The 12,275-nt window shown below is 73.6% G+C and carries 13 protein-coding genes; all 13 read left to right on the forward strand.

What is annotated here, in order from left to right:
• The first annotated feature begins 3 nt into the window (after positions 1–3).
• The 13 genes from tsaE to ACME2J_RS11995 all read left to right on the forward strand — a co-directional run bounded on the left by tsaE (position 4) and on the right by ACME2J_RS11995 (position 12,275).
• Entirely contained in the window at positions 4–438 is a 435-nt protein-coding gene (gene tsaE / locus ACME2J_RS11935; protein WP_495545140.1) for a tRNA (adenosine(37)-N6)-threonylcarbamoyltransferase complex ATPase subunit type 1 TsaE, read from the forward strand.
• Positions 435–1,145: a tRNA (adenosine(37)-N6)-threonylcarbamoyltransferase complex dimerization subunit type 1 TsaB gene (tsaB, locus tag ACME2J_RS11940; RefSeq protein WP_495545141.1), complete on the forward strand. Its 711-nt coding sequence runs from the start codon at positions 435–437 to the stop codon at positions 1,143–1,145. Before tsaE ends, tsaB begins: the two co-directional genes overlap by 4 nt.
• Complete coding sequence (gene rimI, locus ACME2J_RS11945) at positions 1,142–1,675, forward strand: ribosomal protein S18-alanine N-acetyltransferase (RefSeq protein WP_495545142.1); 534 nt, start codon at positions 1,142–1,144, stop codon at positions 1,673–1,675. Before tsaB ends, rimI begins: the two co-directional genes overlap by 4 nt.
• Positions 1,672–2,676, forward strand: coding sequence for a tRNA (adenosine(37)-N6)-threonylcarbamoyltransferase complex transferase subunit TsaD (tsaD, locus tag ACME2J_RS11950; RefSeq protein ID WP_495545143.1), 1,005 nt, complete (start codon positions 1,672–1,674; stop codon positions 2,674–2,676). The genes rimI and tsaD overlap by 4 nt, the downstream gene beginning before the upstream one ends.
• Entirely contained in the window at positions 2,673–2,957 is a 285-nt protein-coding gene (locus ACME2J_RS11955; protein WP_495545144.1) for a glutaredoxin family protein, read from the forward strand. Before tsaD ends, ACME2J_RS11955 begins: the two co-directional genes overlap by 4 nt.
• Positions 2,958–2,972: 15 nt before the next feature.
• Positions 2,973–3,626, forward strand: coding sequence for a redox-sensing transcriptional repressor Rex (locus ACME2J_RS11960; protein WP_495545145.1), 654 nt, complete (start codon positions 2,973–2,975; stop codon positions 3,624–3,626).
• Positions 3,623–4,807, forward strand: a complete 1,185-nt coding sequence (locus tag ACME2J_RS11965) for a carboxylate-amine ligase (RefSeq protein WP_495545146.1) — start codon at positions 3,623–3,625, stop codon at positions 4,805–4,807. Before ACME2J_RS11960 ends, ACME2J_RS11965 begins: the two co-directional genes overlap by 4 nt.
• Positions 4,804–5,271, forward strand: a complete 468-nt coding sequence (locus ACME2J_RS11970; protein ID WP_495545147.1) for a hypothetical protein — start codon at positions 4,804–4,806, stop codon at positions 5,269–5,271. Before ACME2J_RS11965 ends, ACME2J_RS11970 begins: the two co-directional genes overlap by 4 nt.
• A 190-nt stretch (positions 5,272–5,461) precedes the next feature.
• Positions 5,462–7,546, forward strand: coding sequence for a sodium-translocating pyrophosphatase (locus ACME2J_RS11975; RefSeq protein ID WP_495545148.1), 2,085 nt, complete (start codon positions 5,462–5,464; stop codon positions 7,544–7,546).
• A gap of 93 nt (positions 7,547–7,639) precedes the next feature.
• Positions 7,640–9,550 (forward strand): amino acid permease, encoded by a 1,911-nt coding sequence (locus ACME2J_RS11980; RefSeq protein WP_495545149.1) that lies wholly within the window; start codon positions 7,640–7,642, stop codon positions 9,548–9,550.
• Positions 9,551–9,601: 51 nt separating this feature from the next.
• On the forward strand, positions 9,602–9,793 hold the full coding sequence (locus ACME2J_RS11985) for a hypothetical protein (RefSeq protein WP_495545150.1): 192 nt from the start codon (positions 9,602–9,604) through the stop codon (positions 9,791–9,793).
• A complete protein-coding gene (locus ACME2J_RS11990) occupies positions 9,793–11,838 on the forward strand; it encodes an amino acid permease (RefSeq protein WP_495545151.1) in 2,046 nt (681 codons plus the stop codon). The genes ACME2J_RS11985 and ACME2J_RS11990 overlap by 1 nt, the downstream gene beginning before the upstream one ends.
• An 11-nt stretch (positions 11,839–11,849) precedes the next feature.
• The gene (locus ACME2J_RS11995) at positions 11,850–12,275 is read left to right on the forward strand and encodes a potassium channel family protein (RefSeq protein ID WP_495545152.1); all 426 of its coding nucleotides are present in this window, start codon (positions 11,850–11,852) and stop codon (positions 12,273–12,275) included.

Genomic DNA, 12,275 nt, shown 5'->3' on the forward strand with positions numbered 1-12,275 from the left:
CCGATGCGCACGCGCACCGTCCGCACCGCCGCAGCGCCGGAGACGGAGGCCCTCGGGGCCGAGCTCGCGCGTGGGCTGCGTCCCGGGGACGTCGTCCTCCTGCGGGGCGAGGTGGGCGCGGGGAAGACGACCTTCGTGCGCGGCGCGGCGGGCGCGCTCGGGGTCCGCGGCCCGGTGACGAGCCCGACCTACACGCTCGGCCGCCGCTACGACGAGACGACGCCGCCCGTCGCGCACCTCGACCTCCATCGCCTCGCGACGCTCGAGGGGGAGGACCCGGGGCTCCTCGACGACTACGTCGGCGCCGACACGATCGCCTTCGTCGAGTGGCCGGAGGCCGCGGGATCGCTGCCGGGAGTGCGCTACGAGGTGACGCTCGCGCACGCCGGGGCCGACGCCCGCGACGTGACGATCCGCGACGCGGAGGACGTCGCGTGATCGTCCTCGGCCTCGACACGGCGACCGCCGACACCGTCGTCGGTCTCGCCCGCGACGGCGTCCCCACGGGGGTCGCGCGCGACGTCCCCGCGCCTGGCGACCGCCCGGGGCACGTCGAGCAGGTGCTCCCGCTCGCCCAGCGGCTCCTCGACGACGCGGGCCTGCGCTTCGCCGACGTCGACCTCGTCGCCGTCGGCGTCGGGCCCGGCACGTTCACCGGCCTGCGCATCGGCGTCGCGACCGCCCGCGCGCTCGCCCACGCCGCCGGGGCGGGCATCGTCGGCGTCCCGACGCTCGCCGTGCTCGCCGCCGCCTCCGCGCACCCGGGTCCGGTCCTCGCCTGCCTCGACGCCCGCCGCCGCGAGGTCTTCGTCGCCTCGTGGCCGGACGACGCCTCGGCGGCGGCCGGGCGGCCCGCCGCAGCGGGTCCCGTCGCCGTGCCGCCGGCCGAGGCGGCATCGCGCGCCGGCGTCGCCGGGCCCGGCTGCCTCGCCGTCGGCGACGGTGCGGTGCGTCACCGCGAGGTCCTCGCCGCCTGCGGGCTCGAGATCCCGCCCGACGACGATCCGCGCCATCGCGTCGACGCCCAGGCGCTCTGCGCGCTCGGCACGACGCTCGGTCCGCTCGAGGATCCGGACTCCCTGCGACCGGAGTACGTCCGCGCCCCGGACGCCGTCCCGGTCGCCGAGCGGGAGGCGGGCCGGTGAGCCGCGCGCCGACCGCGATCGTACGCCGCCTGCGCTACCAGGACCTCCCGCAGGTCATCGCGATCGAGCGACGCGCGTTCCCGACGCCGTGGTCGCTCGCGATGTTCGTGCTGGAGCTCTCGAAGCCCGGCGGGGTGTGCCTCGGCGCGTGGCGGTCCGCGGACGGCGGGGAGGAGGAGACGCTCGTCGGCTACTGCGTGTGCAGCCGCTACGACGTCGTGTGGCACATCATGAACATCTCCGTGGACCCCGTGCACCAGCGCACCGGCGTCGCCAGGACGCTCCTCGACGCGCTCCTCGCAGAGCACATCACCGACCCCGAGGCGCGCTTCACGCTCGAGGTGCGCCAGAGCAACACGCCGGCCCTGCGGCTCTACGAGCAGTACGGCTTCCTCAGCGCCGGCGTCCGGCGCCGCTACTACCAGGACAACGGCGAGGACGCCTACATCATGTGGCGGACCCCGGGCACGCTCCTGGGTCGCCTCGACGACGTCCCGAACGCCGGCCCCGTCATGCCCTCGCCGTCATGAGCGACGTCGTCCTCGCCATCGAGACGAGCTGCGACGACACGTGCGCGGCGGTCGTCACGCCCGACGCGGAGATCCTCTCGAACGTCATCTCCTCGCAGGGCGTCCACGACGCCTACGGCGGCGTCGTCCCCGAGATCGCCTCGCGCCAGCACCTCGAGCTGTGCACGGTCGTCGTCGACGACGCCCTCCGGCGCGCCGGCCGCACGCTCGACGACGTCGCGCTCGTCGCGGTGACCCGCGGGCCGGGGCTCGTCGGCGCGCTCCTCGTCGGGCTCTCGACCGCGAAGGCGATCGCCGCCGTGCGCGAGCTGCCCCTCGCGCCGGTCGACCACCTCCAGGGCCACGTCGCGGCGAACTTCCTCCACGTCGACGGCGATCCGCCGTTCGACCCGCCGTTCCTCTGCCTCGTCGCGAGCGGCGGCCACAGCTTCCTCGCCCGCGTCGAGGACCGCCGCGGCTTCACGGTGCTCGGCAGGACGCTCGACGACGCCGCCGGCGAGGCGTTCGACAAGGGCGCCCGCATGCTCGGGCTGCCCTTCCCCGGCGGCCCGCACCTCGAGCGCCTCGCCCGGGACGGGGACCCGTCGGCCTTCGCGTTCCCGACCGCGGCCGGGGTCGCCGGCCTCGACATGTCCTTCAGCGGCCTCAAGACCGCGCTCCTCTACGCGATCCGCGACCTGGGGGAGGACGAGGCACACCGCCGGCGCGCCGACCTCGCGGCGAGCTTCCAGCACGCCATCGTCGAGACCCTCGCGACCCGCGTCGAGCGTGGCGTCGCCGAGACCGGCCTGCGCCGCGTCGCGATCGGCGGCGGCGTCGCGGCGAACGGTCCGCTCCGCGAGCGCCTGTCCCGGCTCGGGCTCGAGCTGCGCGTGCCCCCGATCGCCCTCTGCACCGACAACGCGGCGATGATCGCGGCGGCCGCCCTCCACGGCGACGCCCTCCCCGCCCGGGACGCGCTCGGGCTCGACGCGTACGCGACCGGCGAGCTGGGGCTGTGAGCGTGGCGCCGGGGACGACGGGCGCCCGGGAGGCGCCGCGGATCACCGTGTACGTCCGCGAGGGCTGCCACCTGTGCGACGACGCCCTCGCCGTCCTGCGGCCGCTCGCCCACGCCCACGGCGCCGTGCTCGAGACCGTGGACATCGAGGAGGACGACGCGCTGCACCGCCGCTATCTCGAGCGGATCCCGGTGACGTGCCTCGACGGCGAGGAGCTCTCGGACTACTTCGTGGACGTCGACGACATCACCGCGCGGCTCGCCCGGTCGGACCGCAACTAGACTTCGGGACGTTCCATGACCCTCGGCGATCCACCCCTCCCCGAGATGTCGTCCGAGCGGCTGTCGCTCGGCGTCGCGGCGCGCCTCTCGCGCTATCTCCAGGTCCTCACCCAGGCGAAGAAGATGGGGAAGGAGACGATCTCCTCCCAGGAGCTGAGCGACTACACGCACGTCAACTCGACCCAGATCCGCCGGGACCTCAGCGGCTTCGGGAAGTTCGGCAAGCGGGGCGTCGGCTACAACGTCGAGTCCCTCGTCTCGCAGATCCGCGGGATCCTGCGCACCGCCGGCCAGCACAACATCGCGCTGTTCGGCGCCGGTCACCTCGGCCGGGCGATCGCGAGCTCGGACATCTTCGCCGACCACGGCTTCCAGGTGGTCGCGATCTTCGACGCCGACCCGGCGAAGGTCGGGACGGAGATCAACGGCCAGCGCGTCCGCCCCGTCGACGAGATGCGCGCCGTCGTCGCCGAGGAGGACGTCGTCGTCGCCGTCCTCGCCGTCCCGCCGGCCGCCGCCCAGGCGCTCGCCGACGACCTCGTCCGGGCGGGCGTGAAGATCATCTTCAACTACTCCGAGACCCTGCTGCAGGTGCCGCCGGAGGTGACGGTCCACACGTCGAGTCCGGCCGTCGACCTGCTCTACGCGCTGTACTTCTACCTCACGTGATCGACCTCGCCGCCGCGCAGCAGGCCTACGAGTCGTCGGTCGACGGGACCGTCGGCCTCGAGGAGGAGTTCGCGATCCTCCACCCCGAGACGCTCGACCTCGTCCCCCGCTACGAGGAGCTCGTCGAGGCCGCGCGCGCCGACGAGGCGCTCACCGCCTCCCTGAGCGGCGAGCTCATCGCCTCCGAGATCGAGATCCGCTCGGGGCGCGGGGAGGACCTCGGGGACGCGACGCGGCGCATCCGCGACTCGCGCCGACGCCTCTTCGCGCTCGCGGCCACCCGCGGCGTCCGCCTGGGCGCGCAGGGGACGCACCCGTGGGCCGACTACCGCGAGCAGCCGAACATCGACACCGAGCACTACCGCCGGGTCGTCGAGGGGCTGCAGTACGTCGCGCGCCGCAACAACACCTTCTCGCTCCACGTGCACGTCGGCGTCCGCGGCGCCGACCGCGCCGTCCGGGTGTGCGACCGGCTGCGGCCCGTCCTGCCGACGCTCCTCGCGGTGAGCGCGAACTCGCCCTTCCTCGACGCCCGCGACAGCGGGCTGCACTCCGCGCGCACGCAGGCGTTCACGAAGACCTTCCCGCGCTGCGGGGTGCCCGACGCCTACGGCTCGTGGGCGGCGTACGCCGAGTACATCGACCTCCTCGTGCGGACGCGGTCGATCGTCGAGTACACGCAGGTCTGGTGGTCGATCCGCCCGCACTTCTCCTTCGGCACCGTCGAGGTCCGGATCTGCGACGCGCAGTCGACGGCTGCGGAGTCCGAGGCGCTGGCGGGCCTCATGGTCGCCTGCGTCGCCCAGGCGGCGCGCGACGAGGACGAGGGCTGCCCGCTGCCCGACGTCCCGCCGCGGCTCGTCGAGGAGAACATGTGGCGGGCGATCCGCCACGGCATGGACGGCGAGCTGCTCGACCTCGAGCGCCTCGACGTCCGCCCGGCGCCGGCCGCGCGCGAGGCGCTGTGGGCGTGGACCGAGCCCGTCCGCAGCGAGCTCGGGATCCGCGACGACGCGCTCCCCGAGCGCAACGGCGCGCAGCGTCAGCGCGACCTCATCGCCGCAGGTGCGACGATGGAGGAGGCCTTCGCCGCCGCGGTCGCGGAGACGGAGGCGACGTACGGAGGCGGCGCCCCTGCCGCCACGTCCGACCCCGATCACGAGGAGGCACCGGCAAGATGAGCAGCCAGCCCCCCTTCCCGCCCGGTGCGGGCGGCGGAGAGCAGAGCCAGCCGACGGAGGAGGAGCTCCGCGCGGCCTACGAGCAGCAGGTGAAGCAGCTCCGCGTCGAGGACGTCGTCGTGCAGACGCTCGTCTCGCTCGTCAACCTCGCCGGCCGCAAGGCCGGCCTCGTCCCGAACAGCGAGGACGAGCGCGACCTGCAGCAGCTCAAGCTCGCGATCGACGGGGCGCGCTCGCTCCTCGTGCTCGTGGACGAGGAGCTCGGCGAGGAGGGCAAGCAGATCCGCGATGCCCTGTCGCAGCTCCAGATGGCCTACGTGCAGCTCGGCGGACAGGAGTCCGGGGCCGGCGCGGGGGAGCAGCCCGGCGCGTCCCAGGGTCCCCCGGCCGGGGGGTCGCAGGGCGGCGGCGAGGGTCCGGGTCCGGCCCAGGGCAGCGGCCGCCTCTGGGTGCCCGGCCAGTAGGCCGGCGCCCACCTCCACGAAATCCTGCACATGCGACCGGCGATGCCGGTTAGGCTCGCCCTGCTCAGGGGGGAAGGGCCGGTCACGCGGTTCGGTGCCCGGTCGAGTTCCCCGTGGGCTCGTCGCGTGAGGGCACCGTGGGTCGATGTCCCGCGTGGCATACGACCCCATCGAGAGGAGTGGAGGAACCTTGAGCGACTTCCTGACCGACCAGGGGGTGATCGTCGCGCTCGTCTGCGCGGCCCTCGCCGTCGTCTACGGCGTGCTGACGACACGCTCCCTGCTCGCCCTGTCCCCCGGCAACGAGGAGATGCAGCGCATCTCCGGCGCGGTCCAGGAGGGCGCCCGCGCCTACCTGAACCGCCAGTACACGACGATCGCGATCGTCGGCGTCGTCCTCGCCGTCGCCCTCATCTTCATCCAGGACGGCTACGTCGCGATCGGCTTCGTGCTCGGCGGCGTCCTCTCCGGCGCCACCGGCTACATCGGCATGAACGTCTCCGTCCGCGCGAACGCACGCGTGGCCGAGGCCGCACGCGGCGGCATCTCGCCGGCGCTCGACGTCGCCTTCCGCGGCGGCGCGATCACCGGCCTGCTCGTCGTCGGCCTCGCGCTCCTCGGCACGGCCGGCTACTACGGCATCCTCACCGAGTTCGCCGACCGCAGCGACAAGGAGGCCGTCGAGGCGCTCATCGGCCTCGGCTTCGGCGGGTCGCTCATCTCGGTGTTCGCCCGGCTGGGCGGCGGCATCTTCACGAAGGCCGCCGACGTCGGCGCCGACATCGTCGGCAAGATCGAGGCGGGCATCCCCGAGGACGACCCGCGCAACCCGGCGGTCATCGCCGACAACGTCGGCGACAACGTCGGCGACTGCGCGGGCATGGCCGCCGACCTCTTCGAGACCTACGCCGTGACGGTCGTCGCGGTCATGTTCCTCGGCGTCCTCACGTTCAGCGACACGAGCGCCGTCGCGGTCTATCCGCTCGTCCTCGGCGGCGTCGCGATCATCGGCTCGATCATCGGGACGTTCTTCGTCCGCACCTCGAGCGACAACGTCGAGGGGGCGCTCTACCGCGGCCTCATCGTCTCGGGCCTCATCTCCGCCGCGGCGTTCTACCCCGTCACCGACGCGATCGTCGGTGACCTCTCGTTCGCCGACGCGGCGGCGGGCACGACGATCCCGTCGGTGGGCGACCTCTACCTCTGCTCGCTCATCGGGCTCGGCGTCACCGCGCTCCTGTTCCTCATCACCGACTACTACACGTCGACGCGCTTCGGCCCGGTGAAGAAGACCGCACGGGCCTCGCAGACCGGCCATGCGACGAACATCATCCAGGGCCTCGCGTCCGGCCTGCAGGCGACCGCGCTCCCCGCGCTCGTCCTCGTGCTCGGCGTGTGGACCTCGTGGAAGATCGCCGGCGGCGGCTTCGAGGGCATCTACGGCATCGGCATCGCGGTCGTCGCCCAGCTCTCGCTCACCGGCGTCATCGTCGCGCTCGACGCGTTCGGTCCGATCACCGACAACGCGGGCGGCATCGCCGAGATGGCCGAGCTGCCCGAGGACGTCCGCAACGTCACCGACCCGCTCGACGCGGTCGGCAACACGACGAAGGCGGTGACGAAGGGCTACGCGATCGGCTCGGCGGTGCTCGCCGCCGTCGTCCTCTTCGCGGCGTTCACGCTCGAGCTGGAGGAACGGGGCGGCATCGACCCCGCCACCCTCGACTTCTCGCTCGTGAATCCCGAGGTCCTCATCGGCCTCATCGTGGGCGGCATGATGACCTGCCTCTTCGCGTCGCTGTCGATGGAGTCCGTCGGCCGCGCCGGCGGCGAGGTCGTCGAGGAGGTGCGCCGGCAGTTCCGCGAGAAGCCGGGCATCATGGACGGCACCGACCAGCCCGACTACGCGACCTGCGTCGACCTCGTCACGAAGACGGCGCAGCGCGAGATGATCCTCCCGGCGATGATCCCGATCTTCGTCACCCTCATCATCGGGATCATCGACATCGAGGCGCTCGGCGGCCTCCTCATCGGGGTCATCGTCGTCGGCTTCTTCTTCGCGGTGATGATGACCGCGGGCGGCGGCGCGTGGGACAACGCGAAGAAGCTCATCGAGGACGGCGAGTTCGGCGGCAAGGGCTCCGAGGCCCATGCGGCCTCCGTCACCGGCGACACCGTCGGCGACCCGTTCAAGGACACGGCGGGGCCCGCGATCAACCCGATGATCAAGGTCGCGAACATCGTCGCGATCCTCATCATCCCGATCATCACCTGATCGGCGCCGACGCAGCGATGCAGGACCGGGGGCGGCCGGAGTGGCCGCCCCCGTGCGTGAGCGGCCTCCCTCAGGCGTACACTGCGGCGCCGGATGGCCGAACGGCGACTCCAGGGCCTTCAGCGCGTGCTCGGGACGAACGCGCTGTTCTCGACCGCCTACGGGAGCGCCGGATCGTCGATCTACTACGCGCTCGGCATCATCGCCGGGCTCGCGCTCGGGCTCACCCCGGTCGTCTTCCTCGTCACGGGGCTGCTCTTCGTCTGCACCGCCGCGACCTACGCGGAGGCGACGGCGATGTTCCCGGAGGCCGGCGGCTCGTCGAGCTTCGCCCGTCGCGCCTTCAACGAGCTCGTCTCGTTCCTCGCCGGCTGGGCCCAGCTCCTCACCTACGTGATGACGGTGGCGATCTGCGCCTTCTTCATCCCGCACTACCTCGGGTGGCTCGTGTGGGAGCCGCTGCGCTCCTCGCCGGGGGACGTCATCGCCGGCGTGACGATCGTCGTCGTCCTCGTCGCGGTGAGCGTGCGCGGCCTCAGCGAGCCGCCGCGGGCGAGGATCGCCGTGGCCGTCGTCGACTTCCTCACGCAGATCCTCCTCGTCGGGCTCGGGGCGGTCCTCGTGCTGTCGCCGGAGACGCTCGTCGACAACATCGACCTCGGCGACGCCCCCGCGTGGGAGGACTTCCTCCTCGCGATCCCGATCGGGATGATCGCCTACACCGGGGTCGAGGTGGTCTCGAACCTCGCCGCCGAGGCCGAGGACGAGGCGGCGACGATCCCCGCCGCGCTCGGGCGCGTCCGGCTCGCGGTCTTCGCGATCTTCTTCACGCTCCCGGTCGTCGCCCTCAGCGCGCTGCCCGTCGAGCGCGATCCGTCGACGGGGGAGGCGTTCACGCTCCTCGGGCGCTCCGAGGACGAGGGCGGCGTCGCCGGCGAGCCGATGCTCGGCGTCGTCGAGGCGCTCGACCTCGGCGTCGCCGGAGGGGCCGCGGAGGTCTACGTCGGGCTCCTGGCGGCGACGATCCTCCTGCTCGCGGCGAGCGCGGCGCTCGCCGGCGTGAGCCGTCTCGTCCTCGCGATGGGCATGCACCGGCAGGTCCCCGACGCACTGCGCCGCCTCCACCGCGGCTACGGGACGCCCTGGCTCGGGCTCGTCATCGCCGGGCTCGTCGCGTCGCTCGCGCTCCTGCCGGGGGACGCGCTGTTCCTCGCGAACGTCTACGCGTTCGGCGCGATGCTGTCGTTCACCGTCGCGCACGTCTCCCTGCTCGCGCTGCGCCGGCTGCTGCCGGACGCCCCGAGGCCGTACGAGAGCCCCTGGAACGTCCGGCTGCGCGGCACCCGGGTGCCCCTCACGGCGGTGATCGGCGGGGCCGGGACGGCGCTCGCCTTCCTCATCGTCACCGTGCTCAACCTCGAGATCCTCGCGGTCGGCGGCGGCTGGATCGCGCTCGGCGCGGTCCTCTTCGCGGCCTACCGCCGGCTCCAGGGCCTCGACCTCACGACGACGAAGAAGGTGGCGGTCGAGGGGCCGATCGTCGAGCACGAGGCCGAGTACGAGAGCGTCCTGGTCCACTTCGACAGCCGCCGCTACCGGCCGGGGGCGATCGCGATGGCCCAGAAGGTCGCGGCGCGCCGGCGCCGCGGCATCCACGTCCTCGTGACGATCGACGTGCCGTCGAGCTCGCCGCTCGACGACGAGCTGCCCGAGGCGGAGCTCGCCGCGCAGGCGATCATCGAGCAGGCGAAGCTCCGGGCGGGTCGCCGCGTCACCGGCCACGTCGCCCGCGTCCGTCCCGGCCAGGCGGGGCGGCTCATCGTCGACGAGGCGCGCGGGATCGGAGCCCGGGCGATCGTGCTCCCGCTCCCGCCGCGCGGCGTCGGGGGGACGGTGTTCAACCGCACGCTCGAGACCGTCCTCACGGAGCGGCCCTGCCGCGTCATCATCCACAGCGACCCGGCCGACGCGGTGGCCGGCGGGCGGCGCGTCGCCCGCCGCTGAGGCGCGGGCGGCGGCGGTCCCCGGCAGCCCCCGGCAGTAGCCTTCCGATCGATGCCCGAGACCCGCGAGGTCCATCGCGCCGCGACGAGGACGACGTCCGCGATCCTCCTCGTCCTCGGCCTCGCGATGCTCGTCTCGACGATCGCGCGCGGCGGCGGCCCGTTCGCGCTGGGCATCCTCCTCGGGCTGCTCTTCGCGGCGGCGGGCGGCGGGCGGCTCTACGTGAGCCGCCGGGGCGCGTGATGGGCGACGGCCGCGCCGGCACCGGCCCGGACGAGGGCGGCGGCGCGCCGCAGGCGGCGCTCGAGGCCGCCGACCGGGCGGGCGTCGCCGCGGACCGCCTCCTCCAGCGCGGGCTCGGGTCCCCGGCGCTCTTCTCGGTCGTCTACACCGCGCTCACGAGCGCCGTCTACTTCGCGCTCGGCGTCGTCGCCGGCTACGCGCTCGGCCTCACGCCGGTCGTCTTCCTCGGCGCGGCGGTCCTCTTCGCGCTCGCCACGCTCACCTACGTCGAGGGCGCCTCGCTCCACCAGGACCGCGCGGGCGCCTCCGTGTTCGCCCGCTACGCCTTCAACGAGCTCATGAGCTTCGTCGCGGGCTGGGCGATCCTCCTCGACTACACGATCCTCATCGCGGTCACGTCGCTCAGCGCGGCGCACTACGCCGGGGCCTTCTGGTCGCCGCTCGACCACGGGGCGGGGGAGGTGCTCGTCCCCCTGCTCGTCGTCGGCTACGTCGCCGCGCGGAGCATCCGCGGGGGCGCGCCGGGCCGGGGCGTGAAGACCGGGATGCTCGTCGTCGCCGACGTCGCGCTCCAGCTCGTCCTCATCGTCGTCGGCCTCGCGGTCTTCTTCGATCCGCAGCTCCTCCTGGACCCGATCGACCTCGGCACCGCGCCCTCGTGGGAGGACGCGGCGTTCGCGCTCGGGGTCGCCGCCGTCGTCTTCACCGGCCTCGAGTCGGCGAGCGGCCTCGCCGGGCAGGTCGGCGTCCGTCGTCACGGGCTGCGGCGTCTCGTCATGAGCGCGACGGGGACCGTCCTCGTCGTCTACGTCGGCATCTCGCTCGTCGCGCTCACGGCGCTGCCGGTCGTGGGCGGTCAGACCGGTCTCGCCGCCGACAACCTCGAGGCGCCGGTGCTCGGGATCACGCGGGCCTTCGAGCAGCAGTGGCTCGCCGACGGCCTCACCTACGCCGTCGCGGCGGCCGCGGTCCTCACGCTCGTCGCCGCGGCGAGCAACGCGATGCTCGGCCTCTCGCGGCTCTCGTACAACATGGCGACGAACCGCCAGATCCCCTCGTCGCTCGGGCGGCTGCACCCGACGCGGTCGACCCCGTTCGTCGCGATCGCGTGCGGGGCGGTCATCGCGGGCGGCCTCGCGGCGGCGCGCGACATCGACATGCTCGTCGGGATCTACGCCTTCGGCGCGCTCCTCGGCCTCACGATCGCGCACGTCTCGATCGTCGTGCTGCGCGTCCGGGAGCCCGACAAGCCCCGGCTCTTCCGCATCCCGGTCAACGTGCGCGTGCGCAACCGCGACATCCCGGTACCGGCGGTCATGGGGGCGGTGCTCTCCGCGGCGACCTGGGCGACCGTCGTCGCGTTCCACTCGGATGCGCGCTGGGTCGGGTCCGGGTGGATGGTGACGGGCGTCCTCCTCTACGTCGTCTACCGGCGGTCGGAGGGCAAGTCGATCACCCGCCGGGTGACGGTGCCCGCCGAGGCCCTCAGCGGCACGGAAGGCGCGGAGGCGGGGGAGTACGGGTCGATCCTCGTGCCGGTGACGGGGACCCCGCTCGACGACGACATCGTCCAGACGGCGGGTCGGCTGGCGGGGAACTGGCACGACGACTTCGCCGACGAGCGCGGGGCGACGATCGAGGCGATCTACGTCATCGAGATCCCGCTCGCGCTGCCCCTGGAGGCCCGGATCCCGGACGCGGAGCTCGAGAAGGCGCGCGCGGCCCTGCGGCGCGCGAAGGCGGTCGGCGAGGAGTACGAGGGCGTCTCGGTCGAGACGGCGACCGTGCGGGCGCGGCGCCTCGGCCAGGGGATCATCGACGAGGCGCGGCGCCGCGGGGTGGAGGCGATCGTCCTCGCGGCGGAGGAGCCCTCGCGCATCCGCGGGGGCGCGCTCCTCGGCGGTCGCGGCGGCCCTCGGGACAACTTCGTCGGCGCCGCGACGCGCTACGTCCTCGAGAAGGCGCCGTGCCAGGTGATCCTCACGGCGGCGCCCGCCGACGACCCCTCCGTCTCCGGTGGCGGGAACGGCGGCCCCGCCCGCTAGGCTCACCGTCCATGTTCGTCCTCATCGTCGGGGCAGGTCGCGTCGGCTCGGCCGTCGCCCGCTCCGCCCTCGCCGCCGGGCACGACGTCTCGGTCCTCGACGAGGACCCGCTCAGCCACGAGCGCCTCGACGCCGGCCTCGACACGACGTGGGAGGAGGCGGGCGGCCGGTTCACGGTCGGCCATGCGATCGAGATCGAGGCGCTCCTCGAGGCGGGGATCGAGCACGCGGACGTGTTCATCGCCTCGACGAACGGCGACAACACGAACATCATCATCTCCCAGATCGCGCAGCGCCGGTTCGACGTCGAGCACGTCATCGCGCGCGTCATGGACCCCGCACGTGCGACGTGGTACCAGGAGCAGGGCGTGCGGACGATCTCCCCGACGAAGGTCGCGGTCGAGATGTTCGAGCGGGCCCTCGACGAGGTGGTCTGA

The organism is Paraconexibacter sp. (assembly GCF_059438195.1).